This window comes from Enterobacter asburiae, assembly GCF_024599655.1.
Taxonomy (GTDB): domain Bacteria; phylum Pseudomonadota; class Gammaproteobacteria; order Enterobacterales; family Enterobacteriaceae; genus Enterobacter; species Enterobacter asburiae_D.
In genome coordinates, this window is the sequence record NZ_CP102247.1 from 2,020,300 (window position 1) to 2,037,484 (window position 17,185).

Annotated in this window: 18 protein-coding genes; 10 read left to right on the plus strand and 8 right to left on the minus strand. The window is 56.2% G+C overall.

Features of this window, described 5'->3' with window-relative positions; translation table 11 throughout:
• Nucleotides 1-1,326: an aminodeoxychorismate synthase component 1 gene (gene pabB / locus NQ230_RS09545; protein WP_257261330.1), complete on the minus strand. Its 1,326-nt coding sequence runs from the start codon at nucleotides 1,324-1,326 to the stop codon at nucleotides 1-3.
• 61 nt (nucleotides 1,327-1,387) lie between these two features.
• Between pabB and NQ230_RS09550 the strand changes: the two genes are divergently transcribed.
• A complete protein-coding gene (locus NQ230_RS09550; protein ID WP_033145823.1) occupies nucleotides 1,388-1,579 on the plus strand; it encodes a YoaH family protein in 192 nt (63 codons plus the stop codon).
• Nucleotides 1,580-1,585: 6 nt separating this feature from the next.
• Here the strand turns inward: NQ230_RS09550 and NQ230_RS09555 are convergent, their stop codons facing one another.
• Complete coding sequence (locus tag NQ230_RS09555; RefSeq protein WP_257260915.1) at nucleotides 1,586-1,930, minus strand: RidA family protein; 345 nt, start codon at nucleotides 1,928-1,930, stop codon at nucleotides 1,586-1,588.
• 133 nt (nucleotides 1,931-2,063) lie between these two features.
• Between NQ230_RS09555 and yoaA the strand changes: the two genes are divergently transcribed.
• The 5 genes from yoaA to rnd all read left to right on the plus strand — a co-directional run bounded on the left by yoaA (nucleotide 2,064) and on the right by rnd (nucleotide 8,443).
• Entirely contained in the window at nucleotides 2,064-3,974 is a 1,911-nt protein-coding gene (gene yoaA, locus NQ230_RS09560) for a DNA repair helicase YoaA (protein WP_100166045.1), read from the plus strand.
• Between the two features lie 66 nt (nucleotides 3,975-4,040).
• Nucleotides 4,041-4,736 carry a tRNA (adenosine(37)-N6)-threonylcarbamoyltransferase complex dimerization subunit type 1 TsaB gene (gene tsaB, locus NQ230_RS09565; protein ID WP_257260916.1) on the plus strand — a complete coding sequence of 232 codons (696 nt, stop codon included), beginning with the start codon at nucleotides 4,041-4,043 and terminating at the stop codon, nucleotides 4,734-4,736.
• A gap of 37 nt (nucleotides 4,737-4,773) precedes the next feature.
• On the plus strand, nucleotides 4,774-5,355 hold the full coding sequence (locus tag NQ230_RS09570) for a Slp family lipoprotein (protein WP_121424134.1): 582 nt from the start codon (nucleotides 4,774-4,776) through the stop codon (nucleotides 5,353-5,355).
• A 203-nt stretch (nucleotides 5,356-5,558) separates the two neighbouring features.
• On the plus strand, nucleotides 5,559-7,244 hold the full coding sequence (fadD, locus tag NQ230_RS09575; protein ID WP_147430001.1) for a long-chain-fatty-acid--CoA ligase FadD: 1,686 nt from the start codon (nucleotides 5,559-5,561) through the stop codon (nucleotides 7,242-7,244).
• Between the two features lie 71 nt (nucleotides 7,245-7,315).
• Nucleotides 7,316-8,443 carry a ribonuclease D gene (gene rnd / locus NQ230_RS09580; protein ID WP_257261331.1) on the plus strand — a complete coding sequence of 376 codons (1,128 nt, stop codon included), beginning with the start codon at nucleotides 7,316-7,318 and terminating at the stop codon, nucleotides 8,441-8,443.
• 74 nt (nucleotides 8,444-8,517) lie between these two features.
• Here rnd and minE read toward each other — a convergent pair whose 3' ends face one another.
• Genes minE through minC form a run of 3 tightly spaced genes read right to left on the minus strand, consistent with a single transcriptional unit; the run spans nucleotide 8,518 to nucleotide 10,334 of the window.
• Nucleotides 8,518-8,787, minus strand: a complete 270-nt coding sequence (gene minE, locus NQ230_RS09585; RefSeq protein WP_008500504.1) for a cell division topological specificity factor MinE — start codon at nucleotides 8,785-8,787, stop codon at nucleotides 8,518-8,520.
• 3 nt (nucleotides 8,788-8,790) lie between these two features.
• Entirely contained in the window at nucleotides 8,791-9,603 is an 813-nt protein-coding gene (gene minD, locus NQ230_RS09590) for a septum site-determining protein MinD (RefSeq protein WP_029742160.1), read from the minus strand.
• Between the two features lie 23 nt (nucleotides 9,604-9,626).
• Nucleotides 9,627-10,334, minus strand: a complete 708-nt coding sequence (gene minC, locus NQ230_RS09595) for a septum site-determining protein MinC (RefSeq protein WP_032658477.1) — start codon at nucleotides 10,332-10,334, stop codon at nucleotides 9,627-9,629.
• A 123-nt stretch (nucleotides 10,335-10,457) separates the two neighbouring features.
• On the opposite strand from minC, the gene NQ230_RS09600 reads away from it, so the two are divergent.
• From NQ230_RS09600 to ycgN, 3 genes are all read left to right on the plus strand, one after another.
• Nucleotides 10,458-10,733: a YcgL domain-containing protein gene (locus NQ230_RS09600; protein WP_257260918.1), complete on the plus strand. Its 276-nt coding sequence runs from the start codon at nucleotides 10,458-10,460 to the stop codon at nucleotides 10,731-10,733.
• 47 nt (nucleotides 10,734-10,780) lie between these two features.
• Nucleotides 10,781-11,440, plus strand: a complete 660-nt coding sequence (locus tag NQ230_RS09605) for a fumarylacetoacetate hydrolase family protein (protein WP_032658472.1) — start codon at nucleotides 10,781-10,783, stop codon at nucleotides 11,438-11,440.
• Between the two features lie 93 nt (nucleotides 11,441-11,533).
• On the plus strand, nucleotides 11,534-11,974 hold the full coding sequence (gene ycgN / locus NQ230_RS09610; RefSeq protein WP_024909872.1) for a cysteine cluster protein YcgN: 441 nt from the start codon (nucleotides 11,534-11,536) through the stop codon (nucleotides 11,972-11,974).
• A gap of 125 nt (nucleotides 11,975-12,099) precedes the next feature.
• On the opposite strand, the gene dsbB is transcribed toward ycgN, so the two are convergent.
• Nucleotides 12,100-12,630 carry a disulfide bond formation protein DsbB gene (dsbB, locus tag NQ230_RS09615; RefSeq protein ID WP_024909807.1) on the minus strand — a complete coding sequence of 177 codons (531 nt, stop codon included), beginning with the start codon at nucleotides 12,628-12,630 and terminating at the stop codon, nucleotides 12,100-12,102.
• 143 nt (nucleotides 12,631-12,773) lie between these two features.
• On the minus strand, nucleotides 12,774-14,312 hold the full coding sequence (gene nhaB / locus NQ230_RS09620; RefSeq protein WP_257260921.1) for a Na(+)/H(+) antiporter NhaB: 1,539 nt from the start codon (nucleotides 14,310-14,312) through the stop codon (nucleotides 12,774-12,776).
• Between the two features lie 200 nt (nucleotides 14,313-14,512).
• Here nhaB and fadR point away from each other — a divergent pair, with 200 nt between their 5' ends.
• Nucleotides 14,513-15,232 (plus strand): fatty acid metabolism transcriptional regulator FadR, encoded by a 720-nt coding sequence (gene fadR, locus NQ230_RS09625; RefSeq protein WP_023312180.1) that lies wholly within the window; start codon nucleotides 14,513-14,515, stop codon nucleotides 15,230-15,232.
• A 114-nt stretch (nucleotides 15,233-15,346) separates the two neighbouring features.
• Here the strand turns inward: fadR and NQ230_RS09630 are convergent, their stop codons facing one another.
• Nucleotides 15,347-16,879 carry a SpoVR family protein gene (locus NQ230_RS09630; RefSeq protein WP_023293929.1) on the minus strand — a complete coding sequence of 511 codons (1,533 nt, stop codon included), beginning with the start codon at nucleotides 16,877-16,879 and terminating at the stop codon, nucleotides 15,347-15,349.
• Nucleotides 16,880-17,185: the final 306 nt, after the last annotated feature.

The window sequence follows — 17,185 nt, forward strand, 5'->3', positions numbered from 1 at the left end:
TTACTCCAGTTGTTTCAGGATACGGTTAACTTTATCAAAGGTTTCCTGATATTCCGCATCGACCTGACTATCGGCAACAATGCCGCCCCCTGCCGAACAGTAAAGGTTTCCGTCGCAGGCAGTCAGCGTGCGAATGGTAATGCTGGTATCCAGCGTGCCGCACAGGCTGATATAGCCGATGCTGCCGCACCAGGCGTTGCGGCGCTGCGGCTCCAGCTCATCAATGATCTCCATCGCCCGCACCTTTGGCGCGCCGGTGATGGAGCCGCCCGGAAACGCCGCGCGCAGAAGATCGCAGGCCGTGCGTGATGCCGGCAGCGTCGCGGTGATAGTACTGACCAGGTGATGCACCGCCGGGAAAGGCTCGACGACAAACAGTTCCGGCACGCGCACGCTGCCCGGAACGGCCACCCGGCCAATGTCGTTACGCATCAGATCGACAATCATCAGGTTCTCGGCGCGGTCTTTCGGCGAGGCGGCCAGCTTTTCCGCCTGCTGGCGATCGGCGTCGGGATCGGCAAGACGCGGCAGGGTGCCTTTAATCGGACGGGTTTGAATCGTGCCCTCGGCCAGATGAATAAAGCGCTCCGGAGACAGGCTAAGTATGGCCCCCTTTTCCAGACGGACAAACGCGCTGAACGGCGCCTTATTGCTGGCATTAAGGTGGGTAAACGCCTGCCACTCATCTCCCCGGTATGTCGCCTGGAAGCGCTGGGCGAGGTTAACCTGGTAGCAGTCACCGCTTTGCAAATACGCCTGAACGCGCGCGAATTTTTCGGCATACTCCGCTGCGCTCATATTTGAGCGCCAGCCGGAGGTCAGCGTGAACGTCTGTGCCGGTGCAGGCTGCTGCGCCTCAAGCCACGCCCGGCGCGCCTGCACGTCACGATGGCTCAGCAGGGAAACCGTTTTTTTCTGGTGATCAACAATTAACGCCCAGTCATACAGCCCCACGGCCATGTCTGGCAGGGAAATATCAGCCTGCGCATGCTCCGGCAGCGTTTCGAAACGGCGGCCCAGGTCATAACCAAACAGGCCCAGCGCGCCCCCCTGAAAAGGGAGGTCCGGGTTCGGCGTGGCAGATAAGCCCAGCGCGTTAATGGCCTGCTGAAGCTGCACCAGCGGATCGTCCGCTAACGACAGGTCATCGGTTGTCAGCGTCTTTAGCGGGTCGGCCACCAGAATATCGAAGCGGCTATAGGGATGGTCCGCATGGCCGGAATGCAGCAGCATCGCAAACGGAAGATGGCTCAGGCGGGCAAACCAGAATTCAGCGGCGTCTGTACGCCAGGGCAAGGTAATAACAGTGGGGAAGCGCATGTTCATGTGTGGCATACTACCGGGCAGCGTGAAATAATTAGCGCGAATAATTTAGCAGGAGTTGACGATGTTTGCAGGTTTACCTTCTCTGAGCCATGAACAGCAGCAGAAAGCGGTTGAGCGAATTCAGGAACTGATGTCCCAGGGGATGAGCAGCGGACAGGCGATTACGGTTGTCGCCGAGGAGATTCGCGCCAGTCATTCCGGCGAGCGGATTGTGGCGCGATTCGAAGATGAAGATGAAGATCCAGAAGAGTAATCGGGCTTACACCGCCGCGATAATCTTGATCTCAACCTTATACTCCGGTTTCATCAGCGTGGCCTGTACGGTGCAGCGTACAGGCGCGTGACCCGCCACTACCCATGCATCCCAGGCTTTGTTCATCGCCGCGAAATCGTCTTTGTTTGCCAGGAAAATCGTCGCATCCAGAATGCGGGATTTGTCGCTGCCCTGTTTTTCCAGCACCGCATCAATCTGCGCCAGGGTGTTAGCCGTCTGCTCGAACGCATCCGCGTCCAGGTTAGCCGGTACGCCGGTGTAGTAGAGCGTCTGGTTATGGATCACTACATCAGACCAGCGGGCTTCGGCATCAATGCGCACAATTGACATAAACGTTTCCTCGTTATTTTTCGTCGTCAGGCGGCAAGACTGCCATATTGTTCTCCTGTCGTCACTATTTGGGGTGGCACAGGAGAGGATGGGCTGACATAATCCCTGTGCAAAAATACAGTGAGAGAGCACCGTGGCAGACGATTTTTCCCCTGAAGGTCAATTAGCGCAGGCTATCCCCGGCTTCAAACCCCGTGAGCCTCAGCGTCAGATGGCGCACGCCGTTGCGCACGCCATCGATAAGGCTCAGCCGCTGGTGGTCGAAGCCGGAACCGGCACGGGTAAAACGTATGCTTACCTTGCTCCGGCGCTGCGCGCGAAGAAGAAGGTGATTATTTCCACCGGATCGAAGGCGCTGCAGGATCAGCTCTACAGCCGCGATTTGCCCACGGTGGCTAAGGCGCTGAAATACAAGGGGCGTCTGGCCTTGCTGAAGGGGCGCTCCAACTATCTCTGCCTGGAACGTCTTGAGCAGCAGGCGCTGGCGGGCGGCGACCTGCCGGTGCAAACCCTCAGCGACGTCATTATCCTTCGGTCGTGGGCGAACCAGACTGAAGAGGGCGATATCAGCACCTGCGCGAGCGTGCCGGAAGATTCCCCGGCCTGGCCGCTGGTGACCAGCACCAACGACAACTGCCTCGGCAGCGACTGTCCGCTGTATAAAGACTGCTTCGTGGTGAAAGCGCGCAAAACGGCGATGGACGCGGACGTGGTGGTGGTGAACCATCACCTGTTTCTCGCGGATATGGTCGTCAAGGACAGCGGTTTCGGCGAGCTGATCCCGGAGGCTGACGTGATGATCTTCGACGAAGCCCACCAGCTTCCTGACATCGCCAGCCAGTATTTCGGCCAGTCGCTATCCAGCCGCCAGTTGCAGGATCTGGCGAAAGATTTCACCATCGCTTACCGGACCGAACTCAAAGATACCCAGCAGCTGCAGAAGTGCGCCGACCGTCTGGCCCAAAGCGCACAGGATTTCCGCTTACAGCTCGGCGAGCCGGGCTATCGCGGCAACCTGCGCGAGCTGCTGGCGGACAAAAACATCCAGCGCGCGCTGCTGCTGCTCGATGATGCCCTGGAACTCTGCTACGACGTGGCAAAACTGTCCCTCGGCCGCTCTGCGCTGCTGGATGCGGCCTTCGAACGCGCCACGCTCTATCGCGGGCGGCTCAAACGGCTGAAAGAAATTAACCAGCCGGGGTTCAGCTACTGGTATGAGTGCACCTCGCGGCACTTCACGCTGGCGCTCACGCCGCTGACGGTGGCGGATAAATTTAAAGAGGTGATGGCGCAAAAACCGGGAAGCTGGATCTTCACCTCGGCAACCCTGTCGGTGAATGACGATCTGCATCACTTCACGGAACGTCTTGGCATTGAGGAGGCGGAATCGCTGCTCCTGCCCAGCCCGTTCGATTACGAAAAACAGGCGCTGCTCTGCGTTCCCCGTAATCTGCCGCTGCCAAACCAGCCGGGTGCGGCGCGCCATCTGGCGGCGATGTTAAAACCGATGATCGAGGCCAACAACGGCCGCTGTTTTATGCTCTGCACCTCTCACGCCATGATGCGCGACCTCGCCGAGCAGTTCCGCGCCACCATGACCTTACCGGTGCTGCTGCAGGGCGAAACCAGCAAAGGCCAGCTGTTACAGCAGTTTGTCAGCGCCGGGAATGCCCTGCTGGTGGCGACCAGCAGCTTCTGGGAAGGGGTCGACGTGCGGGGCGATACGCTCTCGCTGGTGATCATTGATAAGCTGCCGTTTACCTCTCCGGACGATCCGCTGCTGAAGGCGCGCATGGAAGACTGCCGCCTGCGCGGGGGCGATCCGTTTGACGAGGTGCAGCTGCCGGACGCGGTGATTACCCTCAAGCAGGGGGTAGGGCGATTAATCCGCGACGTTACCGATCGCGGGGTGCTGGTCATTTGCGATAACCGGCTGGTGATGCGTCCTTACGGGGCAACCTTCCTCGCCAGCCTGCCGCCCGCGCCCCGGACGCGGGACATAAAACGCGCGGTGCGCTTCCTGGCAAACCCAACGGCGGAGTAATTTACCCCGGAGTGTGCTAAGATGCGCGCCATTTTGTGACTGACCCTTGCGAGAGCGCGACGACTGATGCGAATTCTGGCTATTGATACCGCGACAGAGGCTTGCTCTGTCGCTCTGTTGAACGACGGTACTGTTTCTGCCCATTTCGAAGAGTGCCCACGGGAACACACCCAACGCATTCTGCCCCTGGTAAAAGCCATTTTAACCCAGGGCAACACCTCCTTAACCGACCTCGACGCGCTGGCCTTTGGCCGTGGCCCTGGCAGCTTTACGGGCGTTCGCATCGGGATTGGCATTGCGCAGGGGCTGGCGCTGGGCGCTGAACTGCCGATGATTGGCGTCTCTACCCTCGCCACCATGGCGCAGGGGGCATGGCGCATGACCGGGGCAACGCGCGTCCTGGCCGCAATAGATGCCCGCATGGGCGAAGTTTACTGGGCCGAATACACTCGCGACGAGCAGGGCGTGTGGCACGGTGAAGAGACGGAAGCCGTGCTTAAGCCGGAAGCGGTCACTGAACGACTGCAACAGCTCTCCGGTGAGTGGGCGAGCGTCGGCACCGGCTGGCCTGCGTGGCCGGAGATGGCGAGCGGCACCGGCGTGACGCTGGTGGACGGCAACATGCTGCTGCCGGCTGCGGAAGATATGCTTCCGATTGCCTGCCAGCTGCTCGCAGCAGGAAAAACCGTTGCCGTTGAACACGCGGAGCCGGTTTATTTGCGAAACACCGTTGCGTGGAAGAAACTTCCGGGCCGCGAGTGAATCTCAGTAACAGGAACTGAGAAAAAGGAGTCGCATCATGGCGGTTCAGACTAAAGTAGTACGCCTTATTATGGCAGGCGCGGTTGCCATAGCACTGAGCGGATGCGTTTCCGTTCCTGATGCGATTAAGGGCAGCAGCCCGACGCCACAGGAGGATCTGGTTCGGGTGATGAATGCGCCTGAGCTGTACGTTGGCCAGGAAGCGCGCTTTGGCGGTAAGGTCATCGACGTACAAAACCAGCAGGGGAAAACCCGTCTGGAGATCGCGACCGTTCCGCTGGACAGCGGCGCGCGGCCTGTACTGGGTGAGGCCTCCCGCGGGCGTATCTATGCGGACGTCAGTGGTTTCCTCGATCCGGTCGATTTTCGCGGACAGCTGGTGACCGTCGTCGGGCCGATTACCGGCGCCGTGCAGGGCAAAATCGGCAGCACGCCGTATAAATTTATGACCATGCAGGTCAACGGGTATAAACGCTGGCGGCTGGCACAGCAGGTGATCATGCCGCCTCAGCCGATGGATCCGTGGATGTGGGGTCCACATCCTTATCGTTACGGCTACCCGGGCTGGGGTTGGTACAACCCGGGTCCTGCACAGGTTCAGACGATCGTTACTGAGTAACTTACTGTTATTGTTGGAAAAGAGACAGCGGCTCAGCCGCTGTCTCTGTTTTTTTACGGATAAAACGAAAAAAAAGAGTGACGCGCTTCGCAACCTTAAATCTGAACAATTAATAAACTGGTACGCTGAGTTAATATAATGTTAACAAACTGTTTATTATCGGGGTTGTGATGACGACGAACACTCATTTCAGAGGTGATGCATTGAAGAAGGTTTGGCTTAACCGTTATCCCGCAGATGTTCCTGCTGAGATCAATCCTGACCGTTATCAATCCCTGGTGGAATTATTTGAGCACTCGGTAAGGCGCTACGCGGACCAGCCCGCATTCGTGAATATGGGCGAGGTCATGACGTTCCGTAAGCTTGAGGAGCGTAGCCGGGCGTTTGCGGCGTATCTTCAGGAAGGGCTGGGGCTGCAAAAAGGGGACCGCGTCGCGCTGATGATGCCGAACCTGCTGCAATACCCGGTGGCGTTGTTCGGTATCCTGCGAGCCGGGATGATTGTCGTTAACGTTAACCCGCTGTATACCCCGCGCGAGCTGGAGCATCAGCTGAACGACAGCGGCGCAGCCGCGATTGTCATTGTGTCCAACTTCGCCCATACCCTGGAAAAAGTGGTCGACAAAACCCAGGTTAAACACGTCATCCTGACGCGCATGGGGGATCAGCTCTCCACCGCCAAAGGCACGCTGGTTAACTTTGTCGTCAAATACGTCAAACGTCTGGTGCCAAAATACCACCTGCCGGACGCCATCTCCTTCCGCCGCGCGCTGCATGCGGGCTACCGTATGCAGTATGTGAAACCCGAAGTGGTCGCGGAAGATCTTGCGTTTCTGCAATACACAGGCGGGACCACCGGCGTGGCCAAAGGAGCCATGCTTACCCACCGCAATATGCTGGCAAACCTTGAGCAGGTGAACGCCACCTACGGACCGCTGCTGCATCCGGGCAAAGAGGTGGTGATCACCGCGCTTCCGCTGTATCACATCTTTGCGCTGACCATGAACTGCCTGCTGTTTATTGAGCTGGGTGGTCAGAACATCCTCATCACCAACCCGCGCGATATCCCTGGCCTGGTGAAAGAGCTGGCGAAATACCCGTTCACCGCTATGACAGGGGTAAACACCCTGTTTAACGCGCTGCTTAATAACAAAGAGTTCCAGCAGCTGGATTTCTCCACGCTGCATCTCTCTGCGGGCGGCGGCATGCCGGTTCAGCAGGCGGTCGCCGAGCGCTGGGTGAAGCTTACCGGCCAGTATTTGCTGGAGGGCTACGGACTGACGGAATGTGCTCCGCTGGTCAGCGTTAACCCGCATGATATCGACTATCACAGTGGAAGCATTGGTTTGCCGGTTCCTTCTACCGAGGCCAAACTGGTCGATGATAACGATAACGAAGTCGCGCCGGGCGAGCCGGGTGAGCTGTGCGTCAAAGGTCCGCAGGTGATGCTGGGCTACTGGCAGCGCCCCGACGCGACCGACGAAATCATTAAAGACGGCTGGCTGCACACCGGTGATATCGCGGTGATGGATGACGAGGGCTTCCTGCGCATCGTCGATCGCAAGAAAGATATGATCCTGGTCTCCGGCTTCAACGTCTATCCGAATGAGATCGAAGACGTGGTGATGCAGCACAGCGGCGTGCTCGAAGTGGCGGCAGTCGGCGTCCCCTCCGGCAGCAGCGGTGAAGCGGTCAAGATATTTGTGGTCAAGAAAGACGCTTCACTCACGGAGGAGGAGCTGGTAACGTTCTGCCGTCGTCAGCTGACGGGCTACAAGGTGCCGAAGCTGGTTGAATTCCGCGATGAGCTGCCGAAATCCAACGTCGGAAAGATATTACGACGAGAATTACGTGACGAAGCCCGTGGCAAAGTAGACAATAAGGCCTGAGCTTCACGTTAATCGCCCAGACGCCGGTTAAGCCGGCGTTTTTTATGGGCGCAAACAAAAGAGAATCCGATTTGAATTACCAGATGATCACGACCAACGACGAGCTGGCTTCGCTGTGCGAAGTGACGCGCGACTTTCCTGCCATTGCCCTGGATACCGAGTTTGTCCGTACCCGGACCTATTATCCGCAGCTGGGTTTGATTCAGATGTACGACGGTAAACACGTGTCGCTGATCGACCCTCTCGGCATTACCGACTGGACGCCGATGCGTGACCTGCTGCTCGATACCGCCGTGACGAAATACCTGCACGCAGGCAGTGAAGATCTGGAGGTCTTTCTGAACACTTTTGGCATCATGCCCCAGCCGCTGATTGACACGCAGATCCTCGCGGCATTCAGCAATCGTCCGCTCTCATGGGGCTTTGCTGCCATGGTAGAGGAGTATACGGGCCTGACGCTGGATAAAAGTGAATCCCGTACCGACTGGCTGGCGCGTCCGCTAACCGAGCGCCAGCTGGAGTATGCGGCGGCAGACGTGTTTTATCTGCTGCCGATTGCCGGACAGCTGATGAAAGAGGCAGAAGCTTCCGGATGGCTGTCTGCGGCGCTCGACGAGTGTCGTATGACCCAGCTGCGTCGCCAGGAAGTGGTCGACCCGAAAGAGGCCTGGCGCGATATCAGCAACGCCTGGCAGCTGCGTACGCGTCAGCTGGCATGCCTGCAGCTGCTGGCAGACTGGCGCTTGCGTAAAGCACGCGAGCGCGATCTGGCCGTTAACTTTGTGGTTCGCGAAGAACATCTCTGGGCGGTCGCGCGCTATATGCCGGGCAGCCTGGGCGAGCTGGACAGCATTGGGCTTTCGGGCAGCGAGATCCGCTTCCACGGCAAAACCCTGCTGGCGCTGGTCGCAAAAGCGCAGGAGCTGCCGGAAGATGCGCTGCCGGAACCGCTGCTGAACCTGATGGATATGCCGGGCTATCGCAAAGCGTTTAAGGATATCAAAGCGCTGGTGCAGGACGTTGCAGCGGAAAGCAAGCTGGGCGCGGAACTGCTCGCCTCACGTCGTCAGATTAACCAGCTGCTGAACTGGCACTGGAAGCTGAAGCCGCAGAGTGGGGTGCCGGAAATGATGGCGGGCTGGCGAGGGAAATTGATGGCCGATCGCCTGAATACGCTGCTGCAAGGTTATCAGCGATAAAAAATATGCCGGGCGATATACCCGGCATATTCCCCCGGTGGCGCTGCGCTTACCGGGGCTACGAAATCACAAACCTACGGACGCGACTCTTCCGCTTCCGGGAGCGTAACGTTCAGCTCCAGAATCGAAATATCCCCGTCTTTTTGTTCCAGCTGCACCGTGACCATCTCCGGGTCAATCTGCACATACTTACAGATCACTTCCAGGATGTCCTTGCGCAGCTGTGGCAGGTAGTGAGGCTCGGCGTCGCTACGACGACGCTCCGCAACGATAATTTGCAGACGTTCTTTTGCGATGTTGGCGGTGTTCTTTTTCCGCGAGAGAAAAAAGTCCAGTAATGCCATAACTTATCCTCCGAACAGGCGTTTGAGGAAACCTTTCTTCTCTTCTTCAATGAAGCGGAAAGGACGTTCTTCTCCCAGCAGACGGTCAACGGTATCGGCGTAAGCTTTACCTGCATCTGCCAATGTATCAAGGATCACTGGCTCGCCCTGGTTAGACGCGCGTAACACGGACTGATCTTCCGGGATAACGCCCACCAGCTTAATGCGCAGGATCTCCAGCACGTCTTCCATGCTCAGCATGTCACCTTTGTTCACGCGGCCCGGATTGTAGCGGGTGAGCAGCAGGTGTTCTTTAATCGGGTCTTCGCCATTTTCCGCACGACGGGATTTAGAGGCGAGGATCCCCAGAATGCGGTCAGAGTCACGAACGGATGAAACTTCAGGGTTGGTGGTGATGATCGCTTCATCAGCGAAGTACAGCGCCATCAGGGCACCGGTTTCGATGCCCGCAGGGGAGTCGCAGACAATGAAGTCGAAATCCATTTTTTTCAGATCGTCGAGCACCTTTTCCACCCCTTCACGGGTCAGGGCGTCTTTGTCACGCGTCTGAGAAGCCGGGAGGATGTAGAGGTTCTCGGTGCGCTTGTCTTTAATCATCGCCTGGTTCAGCGTGGCATCGCCCTGAATGACGTTCACGAAGTCATACACGACGCGACGCTCACATCCCATGATGAGGTCGAGGTTACGCAGACCGATATCGAAGTCGATAACGATGGTTTTCTTTCCCTTCTGGGCCAAACCAGTAGCGATGGCCGCGCTGGAGGTGGTCTTGCCAACGCCTCCTTTACCCGAAGTAACAACAATAATGCGTGCCATAGAAATTCCTTGTTAAAAAGGGATCAATTCAACGGTTGAACGGTCAACGCGTCGTCTGCCAGAAGCAGGCGAGCCGCTTTGCCATAAAATTCGGCTGGGATCTTGTCGCTCAGCCAATATTCACCTGCGATGGACACCAGTTCCGCCGTCAGGTGAGTACAAAATATTTGCGCATCTCGATCGCCACTTGCACCTGCGAGCGCACGTCCACGCATCATACCGTATACGTGAATATTGCCATCTGCAATCAGCTCAGCGCCAGCACTGACGTGGCTTGTAACAATCAGATCACAGTTTGGTGCATAAATGCGCTGACCGGAACGAACCGGCACATCAATCATTCGCGTTTTTGTGACGGTAGTAACGTTTTGCACCACAGGAGGGGGCGTTTGCACGGCAACGGGGGCCGCACGCGAGGCTTTTTCTTTGCCCTCATTCAGAAGAGGCAGCCCCGCACGCTCAATTTCCGCTTTCAGCTCAGTATCTTTGCAGCCGCTGATGCCCACGATACGCAGTCCGGTCGAGGAGACGGCCTGCTGGAGAAGTTTCCAGTTAACCGGAGCCTCAAGACCGCTGACGTTGATAACAACAGGGGCGTGCTTCAGAAAGGCGGGAGCCTGGGCGATTTTGTCTTCTAACGCCTGACGAATAACCTCGGGTTTTGCATCATGCAAATGTACCACTGATAAGGTGAAGCTACTGCCTTTAAGCTCGATGGGCGTGTTTGACATCCTGGCCTTACTCAATTTGCTATTAACCGCAACCACTCGCTGCGATATTCCGAAGAGTATCAGGCATGTTATAGTCAGGAGTATATTGAGGCAAGCAACCACCCATTAATTCAGAGTAAAAACATGTTTTGTGTGATCTACAGAAGTACAAGCCGTGACCAGACCTATCTTTATGTCGAAAAGAAAGAGGATTTTTCACGCGTGCCTGACGAATTAATGAAGAACTTTGGCCGACCACAGCTGGCGATGCTGCTGCCGCTTGATGGTCGTAAGAAACTGATTAATGCCGATCTGGATAAAGTGAAAACGGCCTTAGCCGAGCAAGGCTATTATTTACAGCTTCCACCGCCACCCGAGAATTTATTAAAACAGCATCTTGAGGCGAACGGTAAAAAATAGTCTCAACTGTTTTTGGGCACAACACATCAACCGTTTAGGGGTCGACCATGTATCAACATCATAACTGGCAAGGTGCATTACTGGATTATCCCGTCAGCAAAGTGGTTTGCGTGGGCAGCAACTATGCAAAACATATTCAGGAGATGGGCAGCGCGACGCCAGAAGAGCCGGTCCTGTTCATTAAGCCTGAAACGGCGCTTTGTGATATCCGCCAGCCGCTGGCGCTGCCGCAGGGGCTGGGCTCGGTGCATCACGAAGTTGAACTCGCCGTGCTGATCGGCGCGACGCTGCGCCAGGCCTCAGAAGAACATGTTCAGAAAGCGATTGCCGGTTACGGCGTGGCGCTGGATCTCACGCTGCGTGACGTGCAGGGCAAAATGAAGAAAGCAGGGCAGCCGTGGGAAAAGGCCAAAGGGTTTGATAATTCCTGCCCCATCTCGGCGTTTGTGCCGGTGAGCGAATTTACCGGCGATCCTCAGGACACCCCGCTTAGCCTGAAGATTAACGGCGAGATCCGCCAGCAGGGCACCACCGCGGACATGATCCACAAGATTGTGCCGCTGATCGCCTACATGAGCCGCTTCTTTACCCTGAAACCGGGCGATGTGATCCTGACCGGAACCCCAGAAGGTGTTGGCCCGCTGCTCAGCGGTGACGAGCTAGAGGTCGGTTTTAACGGCCTGTCGCTGAAAACCCGCGTGCTGTAACCCCATCTTGCCGCCTGAAGAGGGCGGCAAAACTTGCAACAACGTGCCAGACTCGTTATAAGGTGCGCTTTCTTTTGACGTGTGGACATCCTGATGAACGACATCCCTTTCTGGCAAAGCAAAACTCTCGACGACATGACCGATGCGGAATGGGAATCATTGTGCGACGGCTGCGGGCAGTGCTGCCTGCACAAGCTGATGGATGAAGATACGGATGAAATCTACTTCACCAACGTTGCCTGCAAGCAGTTAAACATTAAAACCTGCCAGTGCCGCAACTATGAGCGCCGGTTTGAATTTGAGCCTGACTGCATCAAGTTAACCCGGGATAATCTGCCAACGTTTGAATGGCTGCCGCATACCTGCGCGTATCGCCTGCTGGCGGAAGGGAAAGGTCTGCCTGACTGGCATCCGCTGTTAACCGGTTCAAAAGCGGCGATGCACGGTGAACGCATTTCTGTGCGCCACATTGCGGTGAAAGAGTCCGAGGTGCGTGACTGGGAAGACCACATCATGAACCATCCGACCCGTTGAGATTAAAAAACCCGCCGAGGCGGGTTTTTTATTGTGTTTGTGCGGCCTGATGCCCTCACCCCAACCCTCTCCCACGGGAGAGGGCGCAAACACTAAAAACGGCAACCAAGGTTGCCGTTTTGCTTTTACCTTCCGAACAGATCGCGTTTCTTCGGTTTGAACGGCTGGGCGATCAGCACCAGCAGTGCCACGACGAAGTAGGCGGCAAAAATACCCACCAGCCACTGCGGCATCTCCAGCGTCAGGAATTCCCACTGACGAACGGAGCAGTCACCGGATGCGACAAACACCTGCGGCAGCCATTTGTCCAGCGGCAGCCAGCTCGGGAAGCGGGCAGCAAAATCACAGGTCATAAACGGTGACGGATGCAGTTGCATCATGGTGTGCTGCCAGGAGAGTTCAATTCCTTTCCAGGCGCTGTAGATCCAGATGGCAATACCGGCATAGCGAAGCGGCGATTTTGGGGCAATCGCGCCGACCAGGCCCGCACCCATAATGCCGAACAGCGCGCAGCGTTCATAAATACAAAGCACGCAAGGTTTCAGTCCCATTACATGCTGGAACCACAGCGCGACCATTTCCAGCGCAAAGGCGGTCAGGGCCATTAACAACCACGCTCCGCGACCGCGGGAGCACTGGTTTAAAAATCTCAACATAATCATTTCCCTGGAACATGCTTAGAAAGCGCAGTGTAAACGAATTCGTTTTTCGCGCCACCTGTACCTGGCGAAATAAAACGTAATTGGATGTTTATCGTGCGAAAAGGCAAACGGGCAGCGAACTGCCCGAGATGCATAGTTTACTGCGCCGCAAGTATACCCGCTTGTATCAACCATTGCGTACAGGGAATGAGGGTAATTTTGACGCAAAGCAATCCCACGATCGTGAGTACCAGCGTGTAGGGCAGCGCCATCCACACCATCCTGCCATAAGAAAGACGTATGAGCGGCGCGAGGGCGGAGGTCAGCAGGAACAGGAAGGCGGCCTGGCCATTTGGCGTCGCTACCGACGGCAGGTTGGTGCCGGTATTGATCGCCACGGCCAGCAGCTCAAACTGTCCTGCGCTGATAACGCCTTGCTCCATGGCCGTTTTGGCCTCGTTGATGTAGACCGTCCCGACGAAGACGTTATCTGAGATCGACGACAGCAGGCCGTTAAACAGGTAAAACAGCGACAGCTGAGCATCCGGTGACGCCTGTAATACAAAGGCAATAATCGGCGCGAAGAGATGCTGGTCGATAATCACGGCCACGACGGCAAAGAACACCGCCAGCAGGGCGGTAAACGGCAGGGCTTCGGTAAACGCCTTGCCGATGGCATGTTCGTCCGTCACGCCGGTAAAGGTGGTGGCGAGAATAATGACTGACAGGCCAATCAGCCCCACTTCGGCAAGATGGAGCGCCAGCGCCGCGATAAGCCAGACGCCGATGATCCCCTGGGCAATCAGTCGTAGCGTCTCCTGGCGCGTCCGCTGGCTTCGGCTCTGCACATCGAATTTATGCAGTTCCTGACGTACCGGCTCCGGCAGCTGCGCCCCGTACCCAAAGAGGCGAAACTTCTCCACCAGCAGACAGGTCGCCAGACCGCAGATCAGCACCGGTACGCTCACCGGCGCCATTCTCAGGAAGAACTCACCGAAGTGCCAGCCCGCCGCTTTGGCAATGATCAGGTTTTGCGGCTCGCCCACCATGGTCATCACGCCGCCCAGGGCGGTACCGACGCCAGCATGCATCATCAGGCTGCGCAGGAAGGCGCGAAACTGCTCCAGCACGTCACGGTTATGCGCCTCGACGTGGCTGTCATCCTGCAAATCTTCACCCGGGCGAGAGGAGGCCACGCGGTGATAAATTCCGTAAAACCCAACCGCAACGCTTATCACCACCGCGACGACCGTCAGCGCATCCAGGAAGGCCGACAGGAAGGCGGCCGCAAGGCAAAACGCCAGCGAGAGGAACATTTTCGACGGAATGCTGAGCAGCAGGCGCGTGAAGATAAACAGCAGCAGCTGTTTCATGAAGTAGATGCCCGCCACCATAAACATCAGCAGCAGCAGCACTTCGAGATTTGACGCCAGCTCTGCTTTGACATGCTCGGCGCTGGTCATACCGATGACGACGGCTTCAAATGCCAGCAATCCGCCCGGCAGCAGGGGATAACATTTCAGCGCCATGGCCAGGGTGAAGATAAATTCCGCCACCAGCAGCCAGCCGGCGATAAAGGGATTCACGCTAAAAATGATGGGATTAACGACCAGGAAAACCAGCAGTGCCAGTTTGTACCAGTCAGGAGACTGACCTAAAAAATTGCGCCACAGCGCGCGCCCAAAAGAAATTTCCACAACAGACGTCCTTCCCGTCAAGTAATACAAAACCTCAGTATACGCAAAAATCGCGGCCTGGAGGCGGATAAGGCTGCATTGTAAATTTCACAAAAATGAAACGGCGATCCCTCTTTTCTCTCTTTGCCGTGCTACCTGCCACTGGCTGCCTCTGGTATGATGAGTCCAATTTGCTAAAGCTGTGTAATGGAAATCTCACTATGGTCATTAAGGCGCAGAGCCCGGCGGGTTTCGCGGAAGAGTACATCATTGAAAGCATCTGGAATAATCGTTTCCCTGCGGGGTCCATTCTTCCGGCTGAACGCGAACTCTCTGAACTGATTGGCGTCACTCGCACCACGCTGCGTGAAGTGCTCCAGCGGCTGGCGCGCGATGGCTGGTTGACGATCCAGCACGGCAAGCCGACGAAAGTAAACAACTTCTGGGAAACGTCCGGGCTGAACATTCTTGAAACGCTGGCGCGTCTCGACCATGAAAGCGTGCCGCAGCTCATTGATAATCTGCTTTCCGTTCGCACCAACATCGCGACGATCTTTATTCGTACCGCTTTCCGTCAGCATCCTGAAGATGCCCTTGCGGTGCTGGCCACAGCGAACGAGGTGGAAGATCATGCCGATGCTTTTGCCACCCTCGATTACAACGTGTTTCGCGGTCTGGCGTTTGCCTCCGGCAACCCGGTGTACGGCCTGATCCTTAACGGTATGAAAGGGCTTTACACCCGCATTGGCCGCCACTACTTTGCCAATCCTGAAGCGCGTAGCCTGGCGCTGGGCTTCTACCATAAGCTGAGCAAGCTCTGTACCGAAGGCCTGCACGATCAGGTTTATGAGACGGTGCGCCGCTACGGTCACGATTCCGGTGAAATCTGGCACCGTATGCAGAAAACGCTGCCGGGTGATTTAGCGATTCAGACCCGCTAAAAGAAAAAACCTCTCGTACGAGAGGTTTTTTTCGTCGGGTGGCGGCTACGCCTTACCCGACCTACGGGTTTTGTAGGCCCGGTAAGCGTAGCGCCACCGGGCAAAAAAACTGCACTACAGCGTATTCAACCGCGCCGGGCAGCGTTCCAGCAGCTCGACGCTCCCGTCTTCATTCTGCTGCTCCAGCTGCACGTCGAAGCCCCACAGGCGATGCACATGCTTCAGCACCTCTTTACGCCCTTTATCCAGCGGCGCGCGATTGTGCGGGATATAGCGCAGCGTCAGGGAGCGGTCACCGCGCAAATCGACGTTCCAGACCTGAATATTCGGTTCAAGGTTGCTCAGGTTATACTGGGAAGAGAGGCGAGAGCGGATCTCACGGTATCCCTCTTCGTTATGGATCGCGGAAATCTCCAGATAGTTGTTGCGGTCGTCGTCCAGCACGGTGAAGAAGCGGAAGTCACGCATGATCTTCGGCGACATAAACTGGCTGATGAAGCTCTCATCCTTAAAGTCGCGCATCGCAAAGTGCAGCGTTTCCAGCCAGTCAGAGCCGGCGATATCCGGGAACCAGTACTTGTCTTCTTCCGTCGGCGACTGGCAGATACGCTTAATATCCTGGAACATGGCGAAACCAAGCGCATACGGGTTTATTCCGCTGTACCACGGGCTGTTGTAGGGCGGCTGGAACACCACGTTGGTATGGCTGTGGAGGAATTCCATCATGAACCGCTCGGTAACTTTCCCCTCGTCGTACAGATGGTTAAGAATGGTGTAGTGCCAGAAGGTCGCCCAGCCTTCGTTCATCACCTGCGTCTGCTTTTGCGGGTAGAAATACTGGCTCACCTTGCGCACGATGCGCAGGATCTCACGCTGCCACGGCTCCAGCAGCGGGGCGTTCTTCTCCATAAAGTAGAGCAGGTTTTCCTGCGGCTCGGACGGATAGCGACGCGCTTCGGCGATCGTTTTTTCCTCCTCACGCTTCGGCAGGGTACGCCACAGCATGTTCACCTGGCTTTGCAGGTACTCTTCGCGGCTTTTCTGTCGGGCCTTCTCCTCCTGCAGGGAGATTTTCTGCGGACGCTTGTAGCGGTCCACGCCGTAGTTCATCAGCGCGTGGCAGGAGTCGAGCAGTTTTTCCACTTCGTCCACGCCGTAACGCTCTTCGCAGTCGGTAATGTATTTACGGGCGAAGATCAGGTAATCGACGATGGAGCTGGCATCCGTCCAGCTGCGGAACAGGTAGTTATTCTTGAAAAATGAGTTGTGCCCGTAGCAGGCGTGCGCCATCACCAGCGCCTGCATGGTAATGGTGTTCTCTTCCATCAAATAGGCGATGCACGGATTGGAGTTAATCACAATCTCATACGCCAGCCCCTGCTGGCCGTGCTTATACAGCCGCTCGGTTTCAATAAATTTTTTACCAAACGACCAGTGCGGATAGTTAATCGGCATCCCGACGCTGGAGTAGGCGTCCATCATCTGTTCGGACGTAATGACTTCAATCTGATGGGGATAGGTATCCAGACGATACAGCTTTGCGACCCGGTCGATTTCGGCGAGGTAAACATCCAGCAGCTCGAAGGTCCAGTCGGGTCCATCGCTCAGACGTGTGTTGTCCTTGTTCAGGGAATCAATAGTAGCCATTAGCGCGCCCTCGTTGTGGGTGCTCTCTCTGTCTGGAGAGCCTCCTTTCAAGCATAGATCAACGTGTTAAAAAGCGTGCTGGGGCAGAAATTTTTTCTTTGCGATTTCGCGTTTTTGATACGGCAAAAAAACGGTATGTCTCAGCATATTATGCTGGTTAAAAATAACGCGCAGCAGGAGATCCCAAATTAACACTATCCCCTGATGCTGGGGGATGTGTGAGGTAAGTCACCATAAAAAAGTCGTATGTTGAATAATATTTTCAACTAGGTTATCAATCTGTAATTAGAAGATTGTTCTTTTGCA